Below are 25,072 nucleotides of genomic sequence, written 5' to 3'. Positions count from 1 at the left end.
AAGAGGAGTAATTTTATACTGCTCTTTTTTTATGCCTGTCATTTCTTTTCAGAGGTATACTGACTATTTTATAAATCAACTGTACAATTTACAGGTCGGGGTTCTTGATTTCTTTGATCTTATGGTAAGGTTCCGTAATAGCATCGGTACCAATATAAAAAGGCTGTTTTATGGTTAAAACAGCCTTTTTTTGTCCTTTACCCTTATATCGGATTTCGGATTAGTCAAAAGTATTTAGGCATTGCCTATTCTTTAATCCATTTTATGGTTTTATCCATATTTTTAGTTTTCACCTTAATTAAATAATTTCCTTTCACTAAATGAGTTAAGTTAAAAGTCCCTGATTTATCATGGTTTAATTGATTATTCAATTTACTAAACACTAATTTCCCGCTTACATCGTATACCATGATATCATACCTATCATTTTGACTGGTAAATTTAATAGTAAGAAGCCCTTTGCTTGGGTTAGGATATACTGCAAATACCTCTTTATTTCCAGTTGTTTCAGTGACACCCAATACCTGATTAATTGTAAAATTAACAGGGTTGATATTATAAAAGACATTATCTATTCCTGCAACCATAATTCTGGCTTGCGCAGTATTTACATTAGGAACTGTTATAACTTCTGAACCATCGTTTGGAGTAGAGGCTAAAATGGTCGTTGGATACGTAAGGCCTCCATCCGTTGAAAGTAAAATGCTTACATTGGCACAGCTTACAGGAGCAGCAGTTGTATTGGCTACATTCCAAGTTATTGTTTGTGAAGTGTTGCCCGTCCAGCTTACCGCTGTACCAGGCTCCGTTACAGTGAACGGCCCTGAATTTCCATCCACTGTAATTATTGTGTCATCATTGGCAACGCCGCCGCATCCTGCGTTATTATCTCTCACCGACAATCTGAATTCCATGGATCTTGCATAGGATGGTAAAATCTCTCCTATCGTTGTCGTGTTATTGAGAACATCTGTAATTTTCGGAAAATACCTGTAAGGAACAGTAGTCGGTATAAAAGATCTGAATAAAGGCGCATTTCCGGACGGCGCATTCCAGTTTCCTGCCGGTCCCGTATCGTTTTGTTCCCAGCAATAGGTAAGGCCGTTGTTTTGAGCATCTGTTGCTGAGCCTGTTAACTTAAACGGGGTACTCTTAGGAATGGTATAGTCATTTCCTGCATTGACAACAGGAGCTGTATTGGAAACAGGAGTTGTCACCTGGCAGGTTGTTGATTGCACAGTCGTTGTGATGGACTGAAATGAGCGGCTATGAAAAATAGGAATACTATTGGGGGCTAAATTATTGGTAGCACCGCAAATACCGGCATAAGCCATAATTGTAATTCCACTTCCAGGTTCTACTGCATTGGAAGCGCTGCGATTGCCATTACAACTTCCTGTTATTGCATTAAATGTGTGGGGACCACCAAACTGATGTCCTACTTCATGGGCAACATAATCAATATCATAAGGATCACCAACCGGATTAGATGAACCGGTAATTCCACTCGCTTTGGAGGAATTGTTACATATCACTCCCACTCCGGCCAATCCGCCGCCGCCTGTACTGAAAGTATGTCCTATATCGTAATTGGCAGTTCCTATTCTTGTATCAATCTGGGCCTGGCTCTCGTCAATTAACGTGTATGCATCATTATTTCCATTAAAAGGGTCTGTAGCCGGATCTGTAAAGATAATGCTGGTTTCATCAGGTATTAATATCAGCCTTACTGCCACTTCCTGTTCATAGACTCCATTCACCCTGTTTACAGATGTTACAATAGCCGACAGGGTTTGTGCAACTGTGGGTGAAGATAATCCCGTTGCAGCTTGTGCATATTCACCTGTGCAGGCTACTGCGAACCGAAAAATTCTAATTTGGCTGCCTACGCCTGGGGTAACGGTTTTTTGTTCGTTTTTTTTTTCTAATGGAAAGCTCTCATCTTTCGTTCCGCATATTCTCGGGTTTTTGTCAAGTAAATCACTTTTTTTGTAAATGATATAATGTTGAATATCACTTTTTGCATAAGGATCAATATAAAGATCACCTGTGACCACCGATTTTATTTGAGCGTGAAATCCCAACTCTGTAAAATCCAGTTTTATAGTAGCATATGGATCATCGATCCCCTGGCCGGTGAAAGTCACCAGCTGAGGAAACTTCAGAGCCAGTTCCGGAGCCATCACTGAAGACTTCCAGATTTTGAATTTAGCTTTAGTTCCATCAGGCATCGGAAGGACTATAAGGGTTGCATGGTCCTTAAGATCATTATCTTTCAGTTCCGGAACAGAATTAAAATAGCTTTTTATACCAGCCACATCCAGTTTATAGGTAAGAAACTTTTCGGGCTGTACGGTTCTGCTTTTAGATTCTGCTTTAAGGGATTTCGCATTGATCTCTGTAAAAAAATCCTGTGCTTTCACTAAGGAAACGGATATCATGAATATCCCTAAATAAAATAATTGTTTAATTTTCATATTTATGATGGTTGGTTTACAAAATGCAATAAAAAATAAAAGATTTGAAAAAAATCCAGATCTGAAAATTTAATAATTTCAATTACAAATGATTATAAAATTAATCAAATCTGTACAATTATTACAGTAAAAACGACAAAATTGAGCATCACTTTATAAAAACAATTAATATCACATTAAAACAAAATAAAACTATTAATAACAACTAATATCATGTAAAATATTAACTGTAAATGAATCAAGTTTCTGTTTTTTGTTATTAAATTTTCAAAATTATCTTGCTGAGGAAGAGCTGTTTTATTCACTCACATCTGAATAATCGATGAGGAGGCCTCACAGGATTGCCTATTTTGAGTATCTTTGAAACCGATAACCGGACTTGAATATTACTTTATTAAAATAAAAAAACAGGAATTACAGACTATGAAAAAAATACTTCTATTTTTCACTTTCGTATTGGCATTTGGCTGTATGAATGCCCAGGAAAACTTTGAGGTCTCTACCTTAAGAATTGGGCCTTACAAAGTTTTTATGCCAAAGGCTGAAGCTGAAAAAATTGCAGGTACAAAGCTGAATATTGCAGACGGAGAGAAAAAAAACATGGTAAAATATAATGGAGAGACCATCCAGATCGAGCTTTTTAATCATTACGTGAATGAAGCCAATCCCAGTGTTCCTTCCATTACCTATATGACTACCACCAGCAAAAAGTTTAAAACCAAAAGCGGAATAGGGGTTGGAAGCACCAGAGATGACCTGGTCAATGCGTACAGAAATTATTCCAGCTTCAGTGTACGCCCGGATTGGGATGATAAAAATGAGAAACCTATTAAGGACGCCGGTTATTTTACGTTGGAAGATAGCCAGGCAGGAACTCAATTAACGTTTAAGTTTGTTAATAATATCGTGACTGAGATTTCAGTTTACCTTAATGAAGGCTGTTAAAAGCAGGAAAATATTTAAATAATTCAAAATCCGGATTTTAGATCCGGATTTTTGCATTTCCATAAGCCGGCAAAAAATTGTAAATTCGCGTGCAAATAAATCAGAGATATAATGAGTAAAAGTATTGAAGAGTTAAAATCTCTTACTACACAGATCAGAAGAGACATTTTAAGAATGGTTCATGCTGTTAATTCAGGACACCCGGGTGGAAGTTTAGGTTGCACAGAATACTTCACCGCACTTTACGGAAAGGTGATGAACTATCATCTTCCTTTTACGATGGAAGGAAAAAATGAAGATCATTTTTATTTGTCAAACGGGCACATTTCACCGGTTTTCTACTCTACTTTGGCAAGATTTGATTTCTTCCCGGCAGAAGAGCTGAACACCTTCAGAAAACTGGATTCAAGATTACAGGGTCACCCAACCACTCATGAGGGGCTTCCAGGTATCAGAATCGCTTCAGGTTCTCTTGGACAGGGACTTTCTGTAGCTCTTGGAGTTGCTGAAGGCAAAAAATTAGACGGAGACCAGTCTCTTGTTTACTCTCTTCACGGAGATGGTGAACTTCAGGAAGGTCAGATCTGGGAAGCTTTGATGTATGCTGCTGCTAAAAAAGTAGACAACATCATCTCTACGATTGATTACAACGGACGTCAGATTGATGGAGATACAGATGATGTATTAAGCCTGGGAAATCTTCATGCCAAACTTGAAGCATTCGGATGGATTGTTTTAGAAGAAAAGAACGGTAACGATCTTGAAGCTGTCATCGCAATCCTTGAGAAAGCAAAAACTGAAACAGGAAAAGGAAAACCTGTAGCTATTATTCTTCATACAGAAATGGGATACGGAGTTGACTATATGATGGGTTCTCACGCTTGGCACGGAAAAGCTCCTAATGACGAACAGTTGAATACGGCATTCAAACAATTGTATTTAGAAGCTCCGACGGATTACTAATTTCTTAACCCTCTCGATTAAAAAAATAAAAATGAAATATACATATACAGAAAAAAAGGATACTCGTTCAGGATTTGGAGCCGGATTGGCAGAACTAGCTGACAAAAATCCTAATGTTGTAGCACTTTGTGCAGACCTTATCGGTTCTCTGAAAATGGAGAAATTCATTGAGAAAGCACCGGATAGATTCTTTCAGGTAGGTATTGCAGAAGCAAATATGATGGGTCTGGCAGCAGGTCTTAGTATTACAGGAAAAATTCCTTTTACAGGAACTTTCGCGAACTTCTCTACTTCAAGGGTATACGATCAGATCCGTCAGTCTATTGCTTATTCCGGGAAAAATGTAAAAATCTGTGCATCTCACGCGGGTCTTACCTTAGGAGAGGATGGGGCTACCCACCAGGTTTTGGAAGATATCGGGATGATGAAAATGCTTCCTGGAATGACGGTAATCAATCCTTGCGACTACAACCAGACGAAAGCTGCCACTATTGCTATTGCAGAGCATGAAGGTCCTGTATATTTAAGATTCGGCAGACCTACTGTTCCTGTATTCATTCCTGAAGATATGCCTTTCGAAATCGGAAAGGGAATCATGTTACAGGAAGGTACTGATGTAACCATCGTTGCAACAGGACATCTTGTATGGGAATCTCTTGTAGCTGCTGATGAACTTGAAAAGGAAGGAATTTCCTGTGAAGTGATCAACATCCACACGATTAAACCTTTGGATGAAGAGATCATTTTAAAATCTGTTGAAAAAACCGGTAAAATTGTAACGGCTGAGGAGCACAACTACCTTGGCGGTTTAGGGGAATCTGTTGCGGGAATGCTTGCAAGAAGAAGACCTACAAGACAGGAATTTGTAGCGGTAAACGATACTTTCGGGGAATCTGCAACCCCTGCTGAGCTTATGAAGAAGTATAAAATAGATGCTGCAGCCGTGAAAGAAGCTGTAAAAAGAATTTTAGCCAACTAAGATTTAGCAATACTAATAAACCCCGGCTGGTTCTTCGAACCAGCCGGGGTTTTTGTTGGTTGATTTGTAAAAAACGGTTGCTGTTGCCCATATTACCACTCCGCAACATCTTCGATTTGCCCCCGGCGAATCAGTTTTTACCCAGCTTATTATTGTTCCGGCGGATTCAGGGAATTCCTACAGCGATCAGAACAGGACGTAAGATTTCTCTGATGTATTCATCTTCTCTTCTGGTGGACGCTTTTGAACCTGAAAAGTAATTGCTGATCCTATAGCTTTTTACAAACTGATTTCTCTTTTTTCCAATTGAATAATAATATCCTCCTCTTTCATCATTGATAAAATAGGTCATTTCATCAAAATTCATGAGCTTTTTGGAAACTAAGAGTTTTCTGTAGATACACTTCTCTGATTTATCAAAAATATATTTCACAGGAATTCTGAAAAGCAGGTCAAACAGAAAGTAAAGCATGTAAATTATCCATAATCCCATTACGATTTTAAACTGGTCTCCGGATATTTTATCCATAAAGCAGTAAATAATTACAGGAAAGGCGATCACGCCCAGTGCCAGCCACCCTGTCAAAGTATGCAGGCAGCTGTAATTGGGCATAAAGCTTATTTCACTTCCGTTTTCTTCAAACTTATAGCGGTCTGTGATGTCCATTCTCCGGATTATTAATGTTCATAATATCCTCTGTTTCATTGACCATTTTCTGTATTCCTTTTTGAGTAAGGGCCTGCCCAATGGTAAGCTGCTTTTCTTTACCATCAACTTCAAAATAAATGGACAGCACTACATTCGTGGTAATAAAGCTGAATGGAATTAATGATTAAAATTGTATAGAAAGAAAAACAGCATCAAAATGATGCTGTTTTTGTTTTCTGTTATTTTTTAATTTGTATAATTTAATAATAATTATCAAATTTTAATTCAATAATATCATCAGAAACAAAAAATTTAATGACTGAAAATTGTTTAATAATTTTGGTATATCATTATGGTAAAAATATCTCTTAAATTAAGCTACTAATTTTCTAATATTATCATTACTATTCTTTTCAGACCATAAAATAAAATCTGCATTTTTTGATTTTAATGCATCTATATATTCGTCTTTGACTGTTTTATCAGAATCATTAATAATTGCAATAGCTTTAAACTCTTTCTTGGTTGTTTTTTCCCTTGTTTCTTTAATATCTTCCCAAGAAAACAAAAAGTTGGAAAGGTTTGATTTATTTACTGAATTAAATGATTTAAGCACAATTTCTTCTGATTTTTTAGCAATTTGAAAATCAAAATTAAATTCTAATCCTGTATGACCTTTAGCTATAAAATCAGGGGTGTAAACAATATCGATTGCATCTAAATACGTTTGTACATCTTCTTTAAATATAGAAGCCACGTTGGGTTTAGATAATAAATGTAAATCGTTTATTTCTAAGATTGCAGATATTAGTTTATGTTTTAAAATCGGAAATTTATCTACTGTTCCTTGTACTATAATATCTTCACCTGACAATTTAAGACCATAATTCAATAATATGCTATCTAATAAATCTCTTCTGTTTTTCGAAGAATTTATATTTATACCTACTAAACTAAGATTGTTTAGCGTTTCACCATCATCTGATAATATAACATTCACACCTTCATTCTTAACATATATATCAATCCCATCATTAAACGCTCCAAAATAGGGAGTATTAATTAAAAACCAGTCACTATTCTCATCTTTATGAGAATATGTCCTATCTTTTAACCATTGATAGTATTGTTCAATTTTGTTATCTATCCAATTCAAAATAATGAGGTATTTATGTTTAAAGGTGAAACTACGTTTATTTTTTCTCCAAATTTAAGTAATAAGTCAACAATATCTTGTTTATCATTTAAACTTTGAATTTTAAAATCATAGTCGCCTAATGGTATCGCCCAAGCAAGGGGTCTATATCCTTCAATATACAAGTGTACATGAGGTTCGTCAGGAGAAAAATGTTTACCTGTAAAAGGCTTTAAATAACTAGGTAAACTATTTAATTCGTAATCAGGATTCATATGAGATCCTTTGAAATCAATACGCAACAATCCAATGTATGTGTTATTTTCTTGGTGATGTATTGAGGTTTTTAAAAGAATTTTTTCATTACTTGTCAGTTCAATTAAAAATTTTTGGTCTTCATCATCAGGAGAAATAAATTCCAATCTGTTTCTTTTTTGAGATAGGTCTACTACTGTTTTACTGTCTTTTAAAGTTTTTGGTAGTGAGATTAGATATTCAGCATGTTGCGTTGAAAACATAATTTTAGTTTTTACTAATATATAGAAAAACTTTTAGATAGCTGCTACTTTCCATAACACCAAATAATTTCTGTAGTGATATGAATTAAAGGGACAATTAACTTGAAAGTGTTTTTTTATCACCCTGAAATTCTACTATAATACTTTTACAAGTTTAACAAGGACAATCACTAAAAAATTTATCAAATCCTTACATCAAGTTAAATCAAATATAGAGATAGGAAATTATGACTTTTTGGAAGAACAAATAAGTACAGATAAAATAAGTGTTAACTTTTTAGAATCAATAGTTGAATTAGGAGAATATGGTGAAAAAGATAAAATTGATATTAGTGTAAGTTGGTCAAATCATATTGAAAAAATAAGCGATTTACCAAATGAAGTTAGCTTTACAAGAGACTATATACAACCCTTAGAATATATTATAGCCAAATATACTCCAAAAGATGAAGGAACAATAGGTACTTTTGTTGGTAAGATATCAGAAGCCAAAACGAACCCCGATCTTGAAAAAAAGAAATGTTGGTGAAATTACATTCAACTTTATTAATGAAGAAAATAAAGCTATTAAGGCAAAACTAAATTTAAACCCTGAACAATTTAGTGATGCTTTAAAAGCCTTTGACGGTGGATATCATGTAAAAATTGAAGGAAAGTTAATTTCACAAGGTAGAAGTAATTTTATAAACAATCCAACATTTAGAATTATAGATTAAAAATTACTTTTGAGATTTTAGTTTTTCATTTTCTTCTTTTAATAATACAATTTGTTCTTTCAAAAGTTCAATGTAATCTTGGGTATTCTTCATCATAACTTCAGGCACATTGTAATAGTTTACATTATTTCCAGAATTATCATGAAAATTAAAATTTTCATTATGGATGCTTGCTCCTTTATCTTCTCTTATTTCATCAGTCGAAACATCTAAAACTTCTGATATTTTTTTCCATTCATCCTCATGTATTTTCACTTCCCCTCTTTCTTTTCGAGAATAATTTGATGTGTCCATAAATAACATTTTTGCCATAGATTCTTGGGATATTCCCTTTTCCTTTCTTAGTTTTCTCAATTTTTCTTGAATCATCACTTATATGTTTTGTAACAAATGTATGCAAAATTTGTACAAAATTTGCAAAGGAATTACCAAAAAATTACAAAAATTATCACTTCAATGTGATATGATTTTTTATAGCTTTGGAAATGTCAACGTTGATGAAACACATTCTGCATTTTTACACTGTATGTGTACAGTACGGGATAAACGTGGGAATTGTTCAGCCCAATGCCAGGGTTCATATGGCACAAATGATTTTATTCAACTTAAAAAAACAATCAAAATGAAAAAGTTAATCGGAATGAAGAGAGGCTTCTCTTCCTTGGAAAACAAAAAAATGAAAAATCTACAGGCCATTAATGGAGGTGGCGATACTGCCATAAACTATGTTGAAACCAACAAAGGAGAATGTTATGATAAGGAAACATGGAGGGATCATAAACTTGAATCAACTTTAGAGATCTGCTAGGAAATTGATTTACATCATATCATTGTAAAGGGAGGAGCAACTCCTCCTTTTACAGATGATAGTATTAAAACTGACACTTCTTAATAATACAATAAAACGGATAGCACAGATGAAACGAAAATCAATTTTAAAACAAAACCTTGCCTTGTATATCCTACTTCTATTTATTATCAATTTTATATTCTTTTCCTGCAAAAGTAAAAGCATAAACTATATTACGTATTACAATACAGTAAACGAAATTGACAGCCTTTACCGTATAGCGAATCAACCTGAAAAAGCTGTAAAACATTTCCGAAAATTATTCAAAAAATATAATCCTAAAAATCAGGATCGCATTGAAGAATATGAAACTTACATCAAACTTGCTGACCAGTATCACAAAAATTTTGGAGGAAAAAAAAGTCTTTACAAACTTATTCCACTTATTGCTCCCTATGAGGGTTCTTATAAAAAGTATTTTGCATTGTATCAAAAATATGGGATAGACAGTATTGAAGTGAAACAGAAAATTGCAGACTGGAAAAAGGGATTGAATAAACAGCTCGTGGATTCTTTTACCATTGCTTTTATCCGAGATCAGGCCGAAGGACGCAGAAACCCTGAAATTATGGAAAAGAATGACAGAATAAATGCACAGCTATTGAAATGGACCTTTGAAAACTATGGTTATCCTTCAATACAAAAAATCGGACTCATAGGAAATGATGGAGTGTTTATGCCTATGCATCCACTATTCAGCCATATGATAGATTCGAAAGAATATCCTTATTTCAAAGCAAAAATGCTGGAATACATAAAATCCGGAGATTGTGTACCCAAAGACTACGCCAATATGGTAGACAGACATAATCTACAGGTTGCTAAAAAAGAAATGTTATATGGAGTATATCCAAGTTATACTGCTGTAATTGATACTTTAAAAACAAATCGTAATAGAAAAAGTATAGGTATACCAAGTTTCAAACATTCTGCTAAAATCACAAAAGATTATTTAAAAAAATGATCCTTATTATTTCTATCAACAACGAAAGAACTACTACTCTAATTATAAAATCGCTACTGAAACTGGGAAAGAAATTCATTCGTGTACATGAAGACGAAGTTTTTGCCATTAAAGTTGAGAACAAAAAAATCTTTTTAGAAAGCGAAAGAAATTCCTTTTTTCTGGAAGAAATCACTTGTGTATGGTACAGAAGGGGTAGACTGAAAATCAAACGTCTAAAATATGAAAATCCTTCTGTTAATGCCCATATGAATGAAGTACAACATTGGCTTGAAGATTATATAAGAAAAACACTTGAATCCAAAAAACACATCAATAAAGAAAGTAACAGTGATGTTAATAAATTATTGATATTGGAACAAGCTAAGAAAATAGGTTTGGAAGTTCCGGAATATTTTTTAGCAGATAATACTGACCATGTTTCCTTAAACAAAACCATTATAAAAACAATCGGCGGAAACCCGATACTGGATGATATTAGTACAAATTTAAATGGTATCATGTATACATCAAGTGTAAAAAGGAAGAAAAAAAAGAAGTTCTTTATTACTTTCTTTCAGGATAAGATTGATAAAGAGTTTGAAATCAGGACATTCTATCTGAATGGAAAATGCTATTCAATGGCCATTTTTTCTCAAAATGATGAGCAAACCAAAACAGATTTCAGAAAATACAATTTAGAAAAACCTAATAGAAATGTTCCATATAATCTGCCTTTTGACATTGAAGAAAAATCCAGCTTCTGATGCAGGCATTAGACCTTAATTGTGGCTCACTGGATTTTATTAAAGGAAAAGATGAAAGATTTTATTTCTTAGAAGTTAATACGATTGGGCAATTTCTGGGTTTATCCTACACATGCAATTATTTACTGGACAAAGAAATAGCTGATTATTTATGAAAATTAAAGTTAAAGAAAAAAATAAGCTTCCCTTACTTTCAAATATATTGAAACATTCAATAATCAGAAGCTAAAAAAAACAAGTGATATTATCTACGTTTTAGATTGTGAAAAATATCAGACCAATTTTTATATAAGAGAAAAACCCATAAAATCACTGAACCGGTTATTATGAAACATTTTAATCTATTCTCAACTATACTGGTCACTAAAGGAGCCGGCAGAATTCTTATCTCAGATCTTCAAAGGAACATATCAGAACTTTATCCCATAGAACTATATGAGATACTAGAAGAACTAAAAAATCATTCTATAGAAGATATTATAAAAATTTATAATGAAGAATCTAAAGAAATTTTTCAGGAATATCTCAATATTTTGTTGGAAAAAGAATATGGTTTTATCACTGACAATGATTGGGACAGGAATTTTCCGTCCCTATCCTATGAATATTATGAACCCAGTACCATAGCAGATCTTTTTATAGAAATGGAAGACACCGGTTTACTGAAAAAAATAAAACCGTCTATAGAAAACCTCGGAATCAGGCATCTGGTTATTTACAGTTTGAAATCCTTAACCGCAAAGGATTTTATAGAAATTGACAAAACTTTTAGAACCTCAGTCTTATCAGGAATAGAAATTTTTTCCCCATTTTCATCAGGAAATAAACCCATATTTTATACAGGCTCTCCATAAAAACACAGTCAGAATATACAGTCTCATTTTCTACCATTGTTCGAAACCTCCTTTCAAAGCTAAAGAAGAATACAGATTTAAGCTGCATTTCCTGGAAGATGATCTGAAAATATCTGCCTGCGGAAAAGTGGAATTGAAATATTTTAACACGAATCTTCCTAAAGTTCTGGAAGCAATTAACCATAATTCCTGCCTGCATAAAAAGATAGGTATTGATAAAAACGGAAATATTAAAAACTGTCCCCTGATGCCGGAGAGCTTTGGAAATATTCAGCACCACAGCCTTGAAGATGCAATAACCCAGCCCGGTTTCCAAAAATACTGGAATATCACCAAAGACCATATAGAGGTCTGCAAAGACTGTGAATTCCGCTATGTCTGTACCGATTGCAGAGCTTATACGGAAAGAAATCATTGCAATAACAATGGACTTAATCTTTCAAAACCATTGAAATGCGGATATGATCCCTATACCGGAGAATGGAAAGACTGGGCAGAGAATCCTTTAAAGAGAGAAGTTATCCATTATTATGATGCAGAGGAATTCAAATAATTTAATTCTTTCAACCCTCTTCAATTGAACTTAAAAAAACAATCAAAATGAAAAAATTAAGTTTTATTTTTATAGTAATGACCTCATTTTGCTTTGGGCAAAAAATGAGCTTTATTTATGAGATGAAATATCGGTTAAACAACCAAATCCCCGATCAATACATTACAAATACGACGATTTTAGATTATGCGGATAATCATTCGATCTTCAGGGAAAGGATGGACCGAAAAGCAGATTCTACGAGAATGAATAATGGTTTTCCTATGCTTTCTTCCGGCTTTGAAAATCATTTCTATGTAAAGAAAGACCTGTCAAATAGTAAAATATCAAAAATAATTACTAATGGCCAATTTAGCTATCGTCTCCCTATAAAAGAAACTTTAAAATGGAAAATATCGTCAGAAAAGAAAAAAATCGGAATGTATAATTCTCAAAAAGCTATGGTCACTTATGGAGGTCGAGAATGGACGGCATGGTTTACTGGTGATATACCTATTAATGATGGGCCTTATATTTTCAATGGTTTACCCGGATTGATTATTTCTGTCACAGACAGCAGAGGAGATTATAATTTCGAATTAGTACAAACTAAAAAATTTGCAAATTTATTTGATGCCAGACTAAAATCAATAGTTATTGATTGGAATAAATATGATCAATTAGCAAAATCCTATTATCAAAATCCCAATGCTGAAATCGAACAAAAAATCAGAAATGCGAAAAAGGTTGTTATGCAAGATGCACACGGAAATGTTATTGATTTTGATATCAGGCAAATGAATAAAGACCAGCAAGAAGATATTAGAAAAAATAATAACCCAATAGAACTTAATCATAAAATTGAATATCAGTGAGAATGAATCATGAAACAGCGACAGTATTATACAAATTAAAATCAGTAGCTATTTTTCGCAATTCCTGCCTATATTCCATATTAAAATAGCTTTTAAAGGGCATTTAAAAGCTATGGGGTTATCCTACTATAGTCAGTGATTATTTTCTATTTAAAAAATTTCCATTTCGGGATAATGGCCAGCATTCCAAATCCTGTGAAAAGGAAAAGATTGGTCACATCGGTGTACAGGAAGGTAGACAGGTAGTAGTTGTGCATAAAGAAATGCAGGACCAATAATGCCGGGAACATAAAAATCCCTACTTTCTTATAAAAAAACATCAGGACCAGCCCTACCATCATCAGGACATCAATAGAAAAGATGATAAAAAAATACCATCTTGGGATCTGAAGATACTCATGCTGCAGATATTCATCCACATCTATTCCCAGCCCCATTATCGTAAACAACATTAAGGCAGCAAATGCCAGTACAAATCCCCACCCTTTCTTCGGATCTTCGTCAAAATAGCTGTATTCTTCCATAGGTACAAAAATAAAGAACTTATGAGAGATTTCATAAGTTCTTTTATAATTATTCGTTTAAAATTTGAATTATATAGAGATAGCGTTGATCAGTCTGTTCTTGTCACTTAAGTACTCTTCCATAGAAATCATACTCTCTGTTCTCATGACATCCTGAATGTCGTCTATCTGGTAGATAATTCTTTTAGCATCATCCGTATTCTTAGCTCTTACTTTACAGAAAATGTTATATTTTCCTGAAATAACGCTTGCTTCGATTACGTTAGGGATTGTTGACAATTCTTTCAATACTTCCTGAGTACGGTTAGATTTTGTCAGAAGGATCCCGATGAAAGCTGTAAAATGATAATCCAGCTTACCATAATCAATGTTAAGAGATGATCCCAAAATAATACCAGCATCTTCCATCTTTTTCACTCTTACGTGAATTGTTCCAGCAGAAACATCCATCTGCTTTGCAATTTCGGTAAAAGGCATTCTTGTGTTCTCTACTAAGAAATCAAGAATCTTCTTGTCTATTTCGTCCAGTTGATAGTTCATATTAGTTAAATTACAATTTCTTTAAAAAATCTATGTATTTTTTGCAAATTTATAAAAAATAATTTAACTAAAAAAATTATATCAAATATTAACAATAATTAACACAGATGATAAAAATCATTAAAATATTCTAATTATTTACTATTCGATTTTATAGAATCTGTTTTTATTTCACGTTTCACTTCAGTGGTTTTTTTATCTTTTTTCTTCTTTTTAAACAAAGAATTAAAGCTTTTACTCCACATAACTCCCATTCCATAGGCCTGATTAGCAGAACCGTTTGTACTTACCATACCGATATTGGTTGGCTTGGAATATCCTCTTAAGACTAAACTTCCGTCATTCTTTTTAGAAAGATCATATTCAACAGATCCCTCTCCGGAGAGATAATTGCTCTGTGTATTCTCTGTTTTTGACAGCGGAATCCCCAAACCGGTTTTGATATTTACTCTTGGTGAAAGCGCCACACTTACCCCTGCATTTGCCCGGTCTCCGATATTGCCATTCTGATCTCCTTTTACATAATTCAAATCGATCTGGAATTCATTACTCATGGTATTAAGTACAGATCCCAGCTGCTTGAGAAGCATATTATATCCTGAAGATTCAGCTACATTTCCTACGTTTACATCCACCCCTCCGGTATTGGATACATTAAATGTACTCAACAGCAATACAGAACCAAACTGAAGGACTTTCTCCCCTTCCTGACTCATTTTTGCCGCCAGCGTCTCTCTCACCTGGCTGGAAACATCCATAGCCGTTACATTAAGATCTACCTTAGGATCGATCAGTGAGCGGGTAATATGGGCCTGCAGCAGTATACTGATTGGCTGCAGTTTTCCCATGCTTAAATATTCCCCTGCATTTGATACCATTCTCACATAGTTTGCGGTAATATCCAGTGTCGGTTTCATGGCATCCCCGTCCCATCGTATGCTGCTGTTCTTTTCAATCTGGAAGGTTTTATTAAGAATGGCTTTCGAAACAAAAGTTCCGTTATCCACTTTATACGTTCCGTTCATGGCAATATTTCCCTGTCTGTTCATCTGGAACTTCAGCGGATCTGCAGTTCCTTTTACGGTAATATTTCCAACATCATCTCCAATAAGAACATTCACAGTGGTGCCTTTATCAACGGCAAGGTTGAAATCGATATTCATATTGGCACCTGTCTTTTTCTTATCTTCCAGGGTGATCAGACCATCCTTTCCTTCTTTCAGGAACCTCAGCATTTTAAATTCTTCAACATTAGAGGTAGAACTGGAATTGAAAGTAAAGGTGCTTCCGTTCAGCGACTTCATATTGGGAGTGGTAATACTCAATCCTGAAACCGGCCCATCCACATACAGGTCACCCTGTCCGTACACTCTTCCCCAGAAAAGATCAGAATCCTTTTGTGTCGTATTTAAAACCAAAAGATTGTCTGCTCTCATCACCAGGTTGACCCCCATGGAAGAAAGCGTTTCAAACTGAATGGCTCCTGAGATATTCCCTTTGGAATTCGTTCTTCCGTCATGCACCTCAATATTGTTGAGAATAGCAAGTCCACGGGACAGCTGAATCACGGTATCATCAAATGAGTAATCTACCCCTGTAAACAGAAGTTTTAAGCCAAAGTCTTTTAAGGCAATATCACCGCTGTAGTCAAGATCATTAAGCTTACCATTGATTTTAAGATCTCCGGTAGCTTTACCTCTCAGGTTCCCGAAAATCGTCTGTACAAACTGCTGCGTAAAGGAAAGATCAAAATCACGCATTTCTGCCGTAAGATCAATAACCGGTGAAGCGGTATTGTTATTAACCGTTCCCGTAAGGTTCAGGCTGTTATTTCCAAGTACACCTGCTGAATTTACCTTTACATCAATATCATACACGTTCAATGAGAACCCGTTGGTGGCAGAAATGGTAATATCTCCCATATCATTGCCATTCATCTTAATATCGTCGACGGTAAGATCTACCAAAGGCTGCAAAGTGCTTTTATCCATTTTGATCTTCACACTTCCGTTGGCCAGCCCCTTGATATCCATGCCGTTTCCTCCGGACTGCATGTCCAGAAGTTTTTCTATGGCAAAATCATTAATGTCAGCGTCTACATAGAAATCTTTGGCAGACTTAAACTGGGCTTCTTTGATAAACAGGGCACTCTTATCAGAATATACCCTCAGGTTCCTGATATCAAAATCCCCGGTTTTCTTTCTGTACGTAATAGAATGATTAAGTTCCGGGCTTGTATCTATCGCCCAGGTCACTTCATTGAACTTTACCTCTGTAGGTTCAAACCTGAAAACATAATCCCCTGCAGCATCTGTAGACTGATCTACATTGATCGCATATTCCTTAAGCTTATCGTCGGTCTCATCTTCAGGACTTCCATGCTTAAATACAGTGGATAAATGCAGTGTATTATTGTTTTCATTATGCCCTTTAAGTTCAAAGTCCTTAATGACATTTTTATTGTACTGTAGTCTTGTTATTTTTGCATACAGCTGCTGGTTAAGGTCAGCCGTATTAATTCTCACCTTGACACTGTCCACCAAGGCACTGTCTCTGCTCATACTCTTCCTGTCATTAATCTTATAGTCAGGATTGGAAGCTGCCAAAGCTTTATCAGCATCTGTGATTTGCTCTTCCTTGGTCATGATATATTTTAAAGAAGCAGCATCCACATTGAGAATCAGGTTATTAGAATTTCCATCATATTCACCTTCCACTTTTGCTCCATTGGGAAGCTTCAGATCCGGTAAAAAATAATTGACCAGCCCTTGCTGTACATCAAAATTCAATGTAAAATTCTGACCTCTGTACAGTTTTCTTGGCGGCGGGCCTACCAGTATCTTACCGACTCCGTTCTCTACCATCCCGGCAAGATCTGCAAGACTGTATCTTCCCGAAATCTTACCGGTAGCAGCTCCCGGCGCATCTACATCAATCATACGGCCGCTGGCATCGACAAAAGTTTTTAATCTGGCATTAGGAACTGTATATTTTTGAGTCGCGGTAGCAAACTGAAGATTATTGGCATTCACATCTAAGGTCAGGTCATTGATTGAAGACATAGACATTTTACCTTCAACCTGCCCGCTCACTATCTGGCTTCCGGGCTTATTGGTAAAATAATTCATGTTCAGGTAGCGTACATCTGCATTTACATCCATGGCTACTTTAGAGGTACTGAAATCAATAAGTCCCTTTACCGTTGCTTTTGCCTGCTCGTCATCAACCGTAATAAGGCCGTTATATTTTTTATGATCCAACATTCCGTCAAGGTACAGGTTATTGATCACTTTATCCATAATTTCAATGCTGGCAATCTGAGATTTGGTCGTCAGACGCATCGTATTGACATCAAAACTTTGGCCGTTAAGATCAAATTTTCCGGAAATTAAACCTACCGTTTTATTTTTTGTGATCACGGAAGTATTAAGATCCTTTACATCCACATAACCGGAATATTTAGGCATTGCCGTACTGTAGGCTGTGAGTGACAGTTTTGATATTTTGGCCTGCCCGATTCCCGTCAGTAAATGACCGCTCTCCACATACACCTGGTCCGGGGTAACTTTGGCTGTCCCGTTGTATTTCAGCTTTCCAAAATCATCCGCAAAGTTCTTCATCTTTTTGGAAATAAATGAAGGCATCATTGCTTTTAAATCTTTATAGGTAAAATCAGCAGAAAGTTCTTTTGTTTCGATGGAAAAATTCCCTTTCAGCAGACGATCTACTTTCATGGTCTTTGTAGCAATATTCACATCAGGGTTCCTGATCAGGAAATTTTCCAGGTGGAATTTATTCAATGGACCGGTCATTTTTCCGGAAAGATTGAACGGCTTATTGTTATCCCAGTTCGTCACAAAGTAACTGATATCATATCCGCTTACCTGGCTTCCCTGCTCAATATTCATATCCCAGCGCACTCTATCGGCAAAATCGGCCCATGAACCATCATGAAGATTGAATTTGATATCTCCCTGAAGTAAGGTATGATCCGTATTTAAGGTCAGGTCTTTTAATGATAAAAACTGCTTGGTTAAAGACAGTTCGGTTGAAAAAGTATCCACAAAATGGGATTTCCCCCATCTTGAAGTCACAAATGACATGTTGTTGATAAGGGCAGAGATATTGGGGCCGTTAACTTTAACGTTAGGTGCTTTTAAATTAAATTTCGTTGCGGTAAGCCATTTTCCAGGTTCTCCCGGAGAATTCTGATTGACGATGGAAACTTTAGAATCAATAATCTGCACCCTGGAGTTCAGCTCAAAAGGAGGTTTCTTTGGATCTCTCTTTTTTCCGTTATCAAAAAGTTCTGTAAATCGGACGAAGTTAGAAATACTGTCCCCTTTATAGGTAATTACTTTTATATCAGCATTCACTAAAGTCAGGGCATTAAAACTTAAAGAATTGCTTTTTCCTGAAATAGCATTTACGGCAAGAGAAATCCAGTCTGAATCTGCACGAAATTCACGGGCTTTAATAAATTCAAGCCCTTTATAATCTTTAACTTTCAATCCTTTTATGGTGACATCTCCGAAATAGTTCACATCTACACTTTCTGTAGAAAAACCGGCTTTAAAGTCTTTATTGACAATCTGTAATGCCTGATCTGCCGCCCATTGCTTGGTTACCGGAAGATTAATCGTGATCAGTATTCCTCCTACAAGAACAACCGCCAACCAGAAAAGAATAAGAAGGAGCTTTGCCCACCAGGTATAGCTGGTGACATCTTTCATAGCCTGTTTACCGAATTCTTCAGCGGTTTCTACAGGATGATGAATAGCATCTGAAGCCAGCTCAGACGCTTCCTTTACAGTCTCCCGAACTTTTCCCTCCACATTTTCAACAGTCTTCTGTACCTGATCCCCTAGGTTTTCAGCTACTGATTTTTTATTCTCATTCTCGTTATTATTCTCTAACTTTGCCATTATTATGAGCGACTCTATAATTTTAGGTATTGAATCGTCTTGCGACGACACCTCAGCAGCTATCATCAAGGGGAATTCTATTCTTTCAAACATTGCCGCGAATCAGGCCATCCATAAAGAATATGGTGGTGTAGTTCCTGAATTGGCTTCACGAGCTCATCAGCAAAATATTATTCCCGTTGTTGAAAAATCTCTTACTAAAGCAAATATACAACAAAATGCAATTTCAGCTATAGGATTTACACGCGGACCCGGACTTTTGGGTTCACTTCTTGTAGGAACATCATTTGCTAAGTCTTTGGCAATGAGCCTTAATGTCCCACTGATTGAAGTAAACCACCTCCAAGCCCACATTTTAGCCCATTTCATTGAGGATGCAAATCCTGTGCCGCCTACCTTTCCTTTCCTATGTCTTACCGTAAGCGGAGGGCATACCATGATTGTATTGGTAAAAGATTATTTTGACATGGAGATCATCGGAAAAACCATCGATGACGCCGCAGGAGAAGCTTTTGATAAGATCGGAAAGCTCTTTGACCTCGATTATCCTGCCGGCCCTATTATCGACAGGCTTGCCAAAGAAGGAAATCCGGATGCGTTTACATTCAATAAGCCAAAGATGGAAAACTACGATTATTCTTTCAGCGGCATCAAAACTTCGGTTTTATACTTTATCCAGAAAGAAGTTAGAAAAAACCCTGATTTCATCAAGGAAAACCTTAATGACCTCTGTGCTTCCGTACAAAGGTCCATTATTGAAATTCTAATGAATAAGCTTGAAAAGGCTGCCAGAGAGCTTAACATCCATGAAGTGGCCATTGCGGGTGGAGTGTCTGCCAATTCAGCACTAAGGAAAGCAATGGAGGATAATAAAGAAAAACTGGGCTGGAATATCTACATTCCGAAGTTCGAATACACCACGGACAATGCAGCCATGATTGCTATGGTAGCACAGCTAAAGTTTGAAAGAGGTGAATTTACCGACCTTAGGACTACGGCTACAGCGAAGTATGATTTGTAGGAAAAGGGATCAAGAAGTACGGAAAAAAAATCAAGATTTATAACTATTTCTCTTAGCAGCTGTATTACTAATTTCAAATGATCTGTTTTTAGATGATGAAAATTATGAATTAAGTATAGAGGCTGAAAATATTATTTATCAATTGAATTCATTACATAAAACTTTAAAAATAACAGAGGACAAGGCGGCATGTAAGTATTTGCATTCTTTGCCTTTTCCCTTTCTTTGCCATTATGAAACTATTCTACGGACAAATAGAAAATAATCTAGTCACCATCAATGATGATGAACAGCAGCATATTGTAAAAGTTCTCCGCATGAAGGCAGGAGAGGAAATCCATGTGACCGACGGAAAAGGGAGCCTGGCTTCCGGAAAACTAGTGATAGAAGGGAAAAAAGCGGGTATTGAAATTTCTGAGATTAAAGAAAATTTAGCAGATTTCAACCCTAAACTTCATATTGCTATTGCCCCGACAAAGAATATTGACAGAATAGAATTTTTTGTGGAAAAGGCTGTAGAAATGGGAATCGCTGAGATCAGCATTATCTTAACGGAAAAGACTGAACGTAAAAATATCAATATTGACAAAATCAGGAAACAAAGCATTGCCGCTTCCAAGCAGAGTTTAAGGTTTCACTTCCCTCTGATCAATGATGCGGTAAAATTATCTGATTTTCTAAAAAATACGGATCCGGAAAATACTTTTGTGGCCCACTGTCATGAGAATCTTGAAAGAATTGACCTCAACAGGATACCACCATCCGGCAATTACACATTCCTGATCGGCCCTGAAGGTGATTTCTCCGAAAAAGAGATCGGATACCTGTCAGACCATAAAATAAAAGCGGTTTCTCTTGGCCGCCAGAGACTCAGAACAGAAACGGCAGGAGTATTCGTTGCTGCATGGAACTACAATAAAATGATTTAATTTTTTACTTTTACAGCTTCCTTACGTTTAAAAAGTGGAAGCAGGATATGGTAGGGAAAGAAAAGCACAATCAGAAGATAGTTCGTGTTCTCAAAATCTGCCAGTACAAATTTCGCGGTATAAGTATGGAATATATAGAGAAACACCATGAAAAAGGTAAGTAATTTTCTATTAAAAGCGCCTAAAAAACAGGAAAACTGCAGGAAAATTCCCACAACGGTAAGGAGTACCCAGAAATTTTCATGAATATAAATTTCTTTCATCCATTCGGGGATTATCATATCTGCAGTCCAGTAACTGTCGTAGGTATTCAGCTTGGCAGCATTTTTATCCAGCCAGGTAAGTTTAGCCGTATGTTTAATGATATTTTTAGCCGTTCCTAAAAACTTACCCAGCCCGGCCAACGTGTAGGTTGCTAAAATCCCCAGGTAAAAGTACTGAACGAGTTTATAATCTTTATCTTCCATATCTTTAGGCAGTAAAAAGATACTTAAGAAATAAGCCAATATAATAAGATGATTATCATGGTGAACTCCAAAATTGGCTGACAAGGGCAGGTTAATCAGCGCCGTCAATAGAAAAATCAGGATATTCATGATGTAAGATGGCCTGAAAGCGGAAGCAATAACCAATATTCCGCAAGACACAATAAGCCCTGCAGACAAGAATGCTCCCGGGAATTCGGGGAATATTACTTTTTCCAGCCAGAAAACAGGCTCATAGATTTCCTTTGGTCTTTTTCCGAGTTCAGTAAACTTCAAATACTGAACGACCAGCCAGTATATGGTGAATATTCTTAAAGCGTAATAAGCAATTTTATAGTTGAATACGGTAAGCTGAGGGTACTTCATTACAGTTTAGTAATTAGTTTTTTATTGATTTCCATCTTTTTTTCACCTATCTGCTGAGGCTTGTAAATTTCTTTATACAGCAAATATTCTTTAAATTCCGGTCTGATATCCTTTGCAAAAACCAAAAGCTTGTTCACATTGGCTGTTTTATTTTCATTTTTTTCAATCATGCCGCCATAGGTATTGACAATCGACTCTTCATCATTGGCTTCATACCTTTCAACAGAAGTATTCAGGATCCTTACAGTATCCTGATTTTTAATTCCGTAAAGTTTATATCTTTCAGCAAAAGCCTCGCCTCCGCTGGGAACTGTAAACAGCTTCCAGCTGGCAAAAGGATATATTTCCTTATAGCCTTGCTCTTTAATTGCAAGACTGACCAAAGACATAATGATAGAAAAAAAGAATAAATAGATGGTATATTTCTTCATCTGTTCTATTATTACAAATGGTGATCTTTCAGGTATTTTGCATAAATCTCCTTTCCGCTTCTGATCGAATTTACAGCCCATCGTATCTTCATTTCCATAAGCTTCCGGTTATCCAGTTTATAATCAATACCTGACTTCATCAATTTCTGTTTCAGCTCATACATACAGATTCCAGCGGCTACAGAAACGTTGAAACTTTTTGTAAAACCATACATGGGGATAGCCAGCGTTTCATCTGCAAAATCGATTACTTCCTCAGAAACCCCCTCCAGTTCCGTTCCGAAAACAAGAGCAATCGGTTCTGTCACATCATATTCGGGAAGCATCTTTGCATTTTTCTCCAGAGAAACGGCCAGGATTTTATAGCCTCTGTCTTTAATCTGCTGTAAGGATGAGATATTCTTGGGCATTTTTTCAACCTCTACCCATGTTTCTGCACCTTTTGTTACGGTAAGATTAGGATTAAAGACATTTTCTTCTTCCATTGCAATCACCTTATGAAAACCGCAGGCTTCCACTGATCTTATAATGGCTGCGGCATTTCTGAACTGATACACATCATCCATCACAGGAAGCACAAAATCAGAACTTTCCTGGGAGAAATGTTCAATTTTCGCCAGCCTTTCTTCTGTTAAAAATTGCTTTAAATACTCAAAAGTTTGTGCTAAATCTTTCATTCATTTTCAAATCTTTGCAAATTAACGTAATTTTGGGCTATGAACCTTAGTCAGGCTCAAATTCTTAATTAAAAATAGTACATGAAACGAAAAGTCCTGCTTATCTATACCGGAGGAACCATCGGTATGGAAAAAGATTATGAAACCGGTAGTCTCCGCGCCTTTGATTTTGGCAATATATTTGAAAAGATGCCTGAAATGAAGCTCATGGAATGTGAAGTTTTTGTACATCCTTTTGCCAAACCCCTGGATTCTTCGGACATGGGGCCTGAGGAATGGAGAATTATAGCCAATTATATCTACAAGAATTATGAAGACTATGATGGATTCCTTATTCTTCACGGAACAGATACGATGTCATATACCGCTTCAGCGTTAAGCTTTATGCTGAAAGGGCTGAGAAAACCGGTGATTATGACCGGCTCTCAACTTCCTATCGGAGATCTGAGGACTGATGCCAAGGAAAATCTTCTGACAAGTCTCTACTACGCCAGTCTTTACGAAAATGACGAAGCCGTTATCCAGGAGGTAGCCATCTACTTTGAATATAAATTATTAAGAGGAAACAGAACATTGAAATATTCTGCAGAGTATTTTGATGCCTATGCCAGTCCGAACTACCCTATTCTGGGACAATCCGGAGTACATTTAAATATTCTAAAAGATAATCTTTTCCGGTGTGGCCAGGAGGTGGAATTCCATGTTGACGAGCATATTTCTGAAGATATTTTGTTCTGGAGAATATTTCCGGGAATGCATCTGAGCCACTTCAGGGAAATTCCCAAAATGAAAGTTCTTATCCTGCAGGTTTTTGGCTCGGGAACTATTTTCAGCAGTGAAAAGACCCAGGAGACACTTCAGGAAATCAGAAATAACGGAACAGAAATCGTGGTGGTAAGCCAGTGTATCTCAGGAGGTATCTCCTTTGGAAAATATGAGAACAGTAATATTTTCTCAAGAATAGGAGCCATCAGCGGAAGGGATATGACCGCTGAAACGGCGATTACTAAAGCGATGCATCTTATAGACAATCCCACCTATTCAGGAAGCTTTGCAGACAACTTCACCAGAAGTCTTTGTGGAGAAATTACAGATTAATTGCAATAATAATTTGGATATTCAAGAAAATACTCTATTTTTGCAATCTCAAAAAGAAAGGTGTCCGAGTGGTTGAAGGAGCTACCCTGGAAAGGTAGTATACGGGTAACTGTATCGAGGGTTCGAATCCCTTCCTTTCTGCAACCCAACTAGAGCCCGTGCTAATGAGCACGGGCTTATTTTTTTCTAAATTCTCAGTATTTATACCCAAGCTGTTAATTGGTTATTTATACTATACAATATACGCGTTGTTCTTTGTTACTTTGAAATACAAAATAACCATCTAAAATCAGTTTAATATGACGACAGCAACAAACGTAAATGCAAATTCATCCGGCCAGGTTCAACTGGGAGGAGGAGCACAATTCTGGGTTTATCTTTCCCCACAAAATGATACTTCCAGAATGATCACTACATGGCGTGTAACTTTCTCACAGGGAAATTGGAGCGATACCATTTCAAGCGAGAATCCTACAAAACAAATCCAGACCCCTAACCTTTCGGGTATTTTTGACATTAAAGTAGAATTGTTAAGCGGCTCAACGGGTACCTGGCGCCAGATTCCGCCTCAGTCAGGAAGCCATAATGAAATAGGCTGTAACTCCAACTGCGCTTCAATGGTAGGGATTGTTGCCGACAGTACCAACCCGCCTATCGGTGCTATTAATGCTCATTTTTGGACTACATGGGACGCCATGTGCAAGATGACAGGAGCCTAAACAAAAATCTGAACAAAACAAGTCCATAACATCCAATTGCCGCAGTATTTTTGCAGGGACGACAGCGAATAACGCATTCACATGTTTAATCCCACAAAAAATACTGTGGTATTTTCTATATCAGCTAAACCGTGTTAAGTGATCTTATCCACAA

27 protein-coding genes and 1 tRNA gene are annotated in these 25,072 nt (G+C 36.2%); 16 read left to right on the top strand and 12 right to left on the bottom strand.

Annotated elements, in window-relative coordinates; genetic code table 11:
- Nucleotides 1-245 precede the first annotated feature (245 nt).
- Nucleotides 246-2,477 carry a reprolysin-like metallopeptidase gene (locus MUW56_RS15295; RefSeq protein WP_292013988.1) on the bottom strand — a complete coding sequence of 744 codons (2,232 nt, stop codon included), beginning with the start codon at nucleotides 2,475-2,477 and terminating at the stop codon, nucleotides 246-248.
- A 423-nt stretch (nucleotides 2,478-2,900) separates the two neighbouring features.
- Here MUW56_RS15295 and MUW56_RS15290 point away from each other — a divergent pair, with 423 nt between their 5' ends.
- The 3 genes from MUW56_RS15290 to MUW56_RS15280 all read left to right on the top strand — a co-directional run bounded on the left by MUW56_RS15290 (nucleotide 2,901) and on the right by MUW56_RS15280 (nucleotide 5,364).
- Nucleotides 2,901-3,422 (top strand): hypothetical protein, encoded by a 522-nt coding sequence (locus MUW56_RS15290; protein ID WP_292013987.1) that lies wholly within the window; start codon nucleotides 2,901-2,903, stop codon nucleotides 3,420-3,422.
- 111 nt (nucleotides 3,423-3,533) lie between these two features.
- Nucleotides 3,534-4,385 (top strand): transketolase, encoded by an 852-nt coding sequence (locus MUW56_RS15285; protein ID WP_292013986.1) that lies wholly within the window; start codon nucleotides 3,534-3,536, stop codon nucleotides 4,383-4,385.
- 31 nt (nucleotides 4,386-4,416) lie between these two features.
- Complete coding sequence (locus tag MUW56_RS15280) at nucleotides 4,417-5,364, top strand: transketolase family protein (protein ID WP_292013985.1); 948 nt, start codon at nucleotides 4,417-4,419, stop codon at nucleotides 5,362-5,364.
- A gap of 166 nt (nucleotides 5,365-5,530) precedes the next feature.
- Here MUW56_RS15280 and MUW56_RS15275 read toward each other — a convergent pair whose 3' ends face one another.
- The 4 genes from MUW56_RS15275 to MUW56_RS15260 all read right to left on the bottom strand — a co-directional run bounded on the left by MUW56_RS15275 (nucleotide 5,531) and on the right by MUW56_RS15260 (nucleotide 7,666).
- The gene (locus MUW56_RS15275; protein WP_292013984.1) at nucleotides 5,531-6,031 is read right to left on the bottom strand and encodes a hypothetical protein; all 501 of its coding nucleotides are present in this window, start codon (nucleotides 6,029-6,031) and stop codon (nucleotides 5,531-5,533) included.
- Nucleotides 6,009-6,161 carry a hypothetical protein gene (locus tag MUW56_RS15270; RefSeq protein WP_292013983.1) on the bottom strand — a complete coding sequence of 51 codons (153 nt, stop codon included), beginning with the start codon at nucleotides 6,159-6,161 and terminating at the stop codon, nucleotides 6,009-6,011. The genes MUW56_RS15275 and MUW56_RS15270 overlap by 23 nt, the downstream gene beginning before the upstream one ends.
- Before the next feature lie 225 nt (nucleotides 6,162-6,386).
- The gene (locus MUW56_RS15265; protein WP_292013982.1) at nucleotides 6,387-7,169 is read right to left on the bottom strand and encodes a DUF1829 domain-containing protein; all 783 of its coding nucleotides are present in this window, start codon (nucleotides 7,167-7,169) and stop codon (nucleotides 6,387-6,389) included.
- Nucleotides 7,166-7,666 carry a hypothetical protein gene (locus MUW56_RS15260; protein ID WP_292013981.1) on the bottom strand — a complete coding sequence of 167 codons (501 nt, stop codon included), beginning with the start codon at nucleotides 7,664-7,666 and terminating at the stop codon, nucleotides 7,166-7,168. Before MUW56_RS15260 ends, MUW56_RS15265 begins: the two co-directional genes overlap by 4 nt.
- 235 nt (nucleotides 7,667-7,901) lie before the next feature.
- Here MUW56_RS15260 and MUW56_RS15255 point away from each other — a divergent pair, with 235 nt between their 5' ends.
- Nucleotides 7,902-8,195 (top strand): hypothetical protein, encoded by a 294-nt coding sequence (locus MUW56_RS15255; protein WP_292013980.1) that lies wholly within the window; start codon nucleotides 7,902-7,904, stop codon nucleotides 8,193-8,195.
- Nucleotides 8,173-8,382: a hypothetical protein gene (locus MUW56_RS15250; protein WP_292013979.1), complete on the top strand. Its 210-nt coding sequence runs from the start codon at nucleotides 8,173-8,175 to the stop codon at nucleotides 8,380-8,382. The genes MUW56_RS15255 and MUW56_RS15250 overlap by 23 nt, the downstream gene beginning before the upstream one ends.
- A 3-nt stretch (nucleotides 8,383-8,385) precedes the next feature.
- On the opposite strand, the gene MUW56_RS15245 is transcribed toward MUW56_RS15250, so the two are convergent.
- Nucleotides 8,386-8,751: a helix-turn-helix transcriptional regulator gene (locus MUW56_RS15245; RefSeq protein WP_292013978.1), complete on the bottom strand. Its 366-nt coding sequence runs from the start codon at nucleotides 8,749-8,751 to the stop codon at nucleotides 8,386-8,388.
- 253 nt (nucleotides 8,752-9,004) lie between these two features.
- On the opposite strand from MUW56_RS15245, the gene MUW56_RS15240 reads away from it, so the two are divergent.
- The 6 genes from MUW56_RS15240 (at nucleotide 9,005) to MUW56_RS15215 (ending at nucleotide 13,203) form a co-directional block, all read left to right on the top strand.
- Nucleotides 9,005-9,190, top strand: a complete 186-nt coding sequence (locus MUW56_RS15240; protein WP_292013977.1) for a TIGR04139 family peptide modification target — start codon at nucleotides 9,005-9,007, stop codon at nucleotides 9,188-9,190.
- Nucleotides 9,191-9,299: 109 nt separating this feature from the next.
- Complete coding sequence (locus MUW56_RS15235) at nucleotides 9,300-10,196, top strand: hypothetical protein (RefSeq protein ID WP_292013976.1); 897 nt, start codon at nucleotides 9,300-9,302, stop codon at nucleotides 10,194-10,196.
- Nucleotides 10,193-10,942, top strand: a complete 750-nt coding sequence (gene gwsG / locus MUW56_RS15230) for a grasp-with-spasm system ATP-grasp peptide maturase (protein ID WP_292013975.1) — start codon at nucleotides 10,193-10,195, stop codon at nucleotides 10,940-10,942. The genes MUW56_RS15235 and gwsG overlap by 4 nt, the downstream gene beginning before the upstream one ends.
- Nucleotides 10,943-11,268: 326 nt before the next feature.
- Complete coding sequence (locus tag MUW56_RS15225) at nucleotides 11,269-11,796, top strand: hypothetical protein (protein ID WP_292013974.1); 528 nt, start codon at nucleotides 11,269-11,271, stop codon at nucleotides 11,794-11,796.
- Nucleotides 11,765-12,349: a grasp-with-spasm system SPASM domain peptide maturase gene (gene gwsS / locus MUW56_RS15220; RefSeq protein WP_367118567.1), complete on the top strand. Its 585-nt coding sequence runs from the start codon at nucleotides 11,765-11,767 to the stop codon at nucleotides 12,347-12,349. Before MUW56_RS15225 ends, gwsS begins: the two co-directional genes overlap by 32 nt.
- A 47-nt stretch (nucleotides 12,350-12,396) precedes the next feature.
- Nucleotides 12,397-13,203: a GLPGLI family protein gene (locus MUW56_RS15215; RefSeq protein WP_292013973.1), complete on the top strand. Its 807-nt coding sequence runs from the start codon at nucleotides 12,397-12,399 to the stop codon at nucleotides 13,201-13,203.
- Between the two features lie 146 nt (nucleotides 13,204-13,349).
- Here MUW56_RS15215 and MUW56_RS15210 read toward each other — a convergent pair whose 3' ends face one another.
- From MUW56_RS15210 to MUW56_RS15200, 3 genes are all read right to left on the bottom strand, one after another.
- Complete coding sequence (locus MUW56_RS15210) at nucleotides 13,350-13,727, bottom strand: hypothetical protein (RefSeq protein WP_292013972.1); 378 nt, start codon at nucleotides 13,725-13,727, stop codon at nucleotides 13,350-13,352.
- 69 nt (nucleotides 13,728-13,796) lie between these two features.
- Nucleotides 13,797-14,267 carry an AsnC family transcriptional regulator gene (locus MUW56_RS15205; RefSeq protein WP_034682046.1) on the bottom strand — a complete coding sequence of 157 codons (471 nt, stop codon included), beginning with the start codon at nucleotides 14,265-14,267 and terminating at the stop codon, nucleotides 13,797-13,799.
- Nucleotides 14,268-14,401: 134 nt separating this feature from the next.
- Nucleotides 14,402-19,192, bottom strand: a complete 4,791-nt coding sequence (locus MUW56_RS15200; protein ID WP_292013971.1) for a translocation/assembly module TamB — start codon at nucleotides 19,190-19,192, stop codon at nucleotides 14,402-14,404.
- A 4-nt stretch (nucleotides 19,193-19,196) separates the two neighbouring features.
- Between MUW56_RS15200 and tsaD the strand changes: the two genes are divergently transcribed.
- Together tsaD and MUW56_RS15190 are read left to right on the top strand one after the other, a co-directional pair.
- Entirely contained in the window at nucleotides 19,197-20,213 is a 1,017-nt protein-coding gene (gene tsaD, locus MUW56_RS15195) for a tRNA (adenosine(37)-N6)-threonylcarbamoyltransferase complex transferase subunit TsaD (RefSeq protein WP_292013970.1), read from the top strand.
- Between the two features lie 233 nt (nucleotides 20,214-20,446).
- Complete coding sequence (locus tag MUW56_RS15190; RefSeq protein WP_292013969.1) at nucleotides 20,447-21,142, top strand: 16S rRNA (uracil(1498)-N(3))-methyltransferase; 696 nt, start codon at nucleotides 20,447-20,449, stop codon at nucleotides 21,140-21,142.
- Here MUW56_RS15190 and MUW56_RS15185 read toward each other — a convergent pair.
- The 3 genes from MUW56_RS15185 to MUW56_RS15175 are packed head-to-tail and all read right to left on the bottom strand — an operon-like array spanning nucleotide 21,139 to nucleotide 23,101.
- Nucleotides 21,139-21,993 (bottom strand): hypothetical protein, encoded by an 855-nt coding sequence (locus MUW56_RS15185; RefSeq protein WP_292013968.1) that lies wholly within the window; start codon nucleotides 21,991-21,993, stop codon nucleotides 21,139-21,141. The two genes, MUW56_RS15190 and MUW56_RS15185, sit on opposite strands and share 4 nt — an antisense overlap.
- Nucleotides 21,993-22,424 carry a hypothetical protein gene (locus tag MUW56_RS15180; RefSeq protein WP_292013967.1) on the bottom strand — a complete coding sequence of 144 codons (432 nt, stop codon included), beginning with the start codon at nucleotides 22,422-22,424 and terminating at the stop codon, nucleotides 21,993-21,995. Before MUW56_RS15180 ends, MUW56_RS15185 begins: the two co-directional genes overlap by 1 nt.
- A gap of 11 nt (nucleotides 22,425-22,435) precedes the next feature.
- Nucleotides 22,436-23,101, bottom strand: coding sequence for an RNA methyltransferase (locus tag MUW56_RS15175; RefSeq protein ID WP_292013966.1), 666 nt, complete (start codon nucleotides 23,099-23,101; stop codon nucleotides 22,436-22,438).
- Between the two features lie 81 nt (nucleotides 23,102-23,182).
- Between MUW56_RS15175 and MUW56_RS15170 the strand changes: the two genes are divergently transcribed.
- The 3 genes from MUW56_RS15170 (at nucleotide 23,183) to MUW56_RS15160 (ending at nucleotide 24,918) form a co-directional block, all read left to right on the top strand.
- Nucleotides 23,183-24,199 (top strand): asparaginase, encoded by a 1,017-nt coding sequence (locus tag MUW56_RS15170; RefSeq protein WP_292013965.1) that lies wholly within the window; start codon nucleotides 23,183-23,185, stop codon nucleotides 24,197-24,199.
- A 54-nt stretch (nucleotides 24,200-24,253) separates the two neighbouring features.
- A tRNA-Ser gene (locus tag MUW56_RS15165) sits at nucleotides 24,254-24,340 on the top strand.
- A 158-nt stretch (nucleotides 24,341-24,498) separates the two neighbouring features.
- Nucleotides 24,499-24,918: a hypothetical protein gene (locus tag MUW56_RS15160; protein WP_292013964.1), complete on the top strand. Its 420-nt coding sequence runs from the start codon at nucleotides 24,499-24,501 to the stop codon at nucleotides 24,916-24,918.
- The last annotated feature ends 154 nt before the right edge of the window (nucleotides 24,919-25,072 follow it).

This window comes from Chryseobacterium sp. (assembly GCF_022869225.1).
In the GTDB taxonomy this organism is placed as follows: domain Bacteria; phylum Bacteroidota; class Bacteroidia; order Flavobacteriales; family Weeksellaceae; genus Chryseobacterium.
The sequence above is the reverse complement of the archived record's forward strand: the minus strand, read 5'-3'. Positions and strand labels throughout refer to the sequence as shown.

Excerpts from the sequence above, each read along its gene's own strand:
- MUW56_RS15295 (WP_292013988.1), bottom strand. The coding sequence starts at position 2,477 with ATGAAAATTAAACAATTATTTTATTTAGGGATATTCATGATATCCGTT.
- MUW56_RS15280 (WP_292013985.1), top strand. The coding sequence starts at position 4,417 with ATGAAATATACATATACAGAAAAAAAGGATACTCGTTCAGGATTTGGA.
- MUW56_RS15160 (WP_292013964.1), top strand. The coding sequence starts at position 24,499 with ATGACGACAGCAACAAACGTAAATGCAAATTCATCCGGCCAGGTTCAA.
- MUW56_RS15200 (WP_292013971.1), bottom strand. The coding sequence starts at position 19,192 with ATGGCAAAGTTAGAGAATAATAACGAGAATGAGAATAAAAAATCAGTA.
- MUW56_RS15275 (WP_292013984.1), bottom strand. The coding sequence starts at position 6,031 with ATGGACATCACAGACCGCTATAAGTTTGAAGAAAACGGAAGTGAAATA.
- tsaD (WP_292013970.1), top strand. The coding sequence starts at position 19,197 with ATGAGCGACTCTATAATTTTAGGTATTGAATCGTCTTGCGACGACACC.
- MUW56_RS15240 (WP_292013977.1), top strand. The coding sequence starts at position 9,005 with ATGAAAAAGTTAATCGGAATGAAGAGAGGCTTCTCTTCCTTGGAAAAC.
- MUW56_RS15290 (WP_292013987.1), top strand. The coding sequence starts at position 2,901 with ATGAAAAAAATACTTCTATTTTTCACTTTCGTATTGGCATTTGGCTGT.
- MUW56_RS15285 (WP_292013986.1), top strand. The coding sequence starts at position 3,534 with ATGAGTAAAAGTATTGAAGAGTTAAAATCTCTTACTACACAGATCAGA.
- MUW56_RS15185 (WP_292013968.1), bottom strand. The coding sequence starts at position 21,993 with ATGAAGTACCCTCAGCTTACCGTATTCAACTATAAAATTGCTTATTAC.
- MUW56_RS15260 (WP_292013981.1), bottom strand. The coding sequence starts at position 7,666 with ATGTTTTCAACGCAACATGCTGAATATCTAATCTCACTACCAAAAACT.
- MUW56_RS15175 (WP_292013966.1), bottom strand. The coding sequence starts at position 23,101 with ATGAAAGATTTAGCACAAACTTTTGAGTATTTAAAGCAATTTTTAACA.
- gwsG (WP_292013975.1), top strand. The coding sequence starts at position 10,193 with ATGATCCTTATTATTTCTATCAACAACGAAAGAACTACTACTCTAATT.
- MUW56_RS15210 (WP_292013972.1), bottom strand. The coding sequence starts at position 13,727 with ATGGAAGAATACAGCTATTTTGACGAAGATCCGAAGAAAGGGTGGGGA.
- MUW56_RS15235 (WP_292013976.1), top strand. The coding sequence starts at position 9,300 with ATGAAACGAAAATCAATTTTAAAACAAAACCTTGCCTTGTATATCCTA.
- MUW56_RS15205 (WP_034682046.1), bottom strand. The coding sequence starts at position 14,267 with ATGAACTATCAACTGGACGAAATAGACAAGAAGATTCTTGATTTCTTA.
- MUW56_RS15190 (WP_292013969.1), top strand. The coding sequence starts at position 20,447 with ATGAAACTATTCTACGGACAAATAGAAAATAATCTAGTCACCATCAAT.
- MUW56_RS15180 (WP_292013967.1), bottom strand. The coding sequence starts at position 22,424 with ATGAAGAAATATACCATCTATTTATTCTTTTTTTCTATCATTATGTCT.
- MUW56_RS15215 (WP_292013973.1), top strand. The coding sequence starts at position 12,397 with ATGAAAAAATTAAGTTTTATTTTTATAGTAATGACCTCATTTTGCTTT.
- MUW56_RS15245 (WP_292013978.1), bottom strand. The coding sequence starts at position 8,751 with ATGATTCAAGAAAAATTGAGAAAACTAAGAAAGGAAAAGGGAATATCC.
- MUW56_RS15225 (WP_292013974.1), top strand. The coding sequence starts at position 11,269 with ATGAAACATTTTAATCTATTCTCAACTATACTGGTCACTAAAGGAGCC.
- MUW56_RS15170 (WP_292013965.1), top strand. The coding sequence starts at position 23,183 with ATGAAACGAAAAGTCCTGCTTATCTATACCGGAGGAACCATCGGTATG.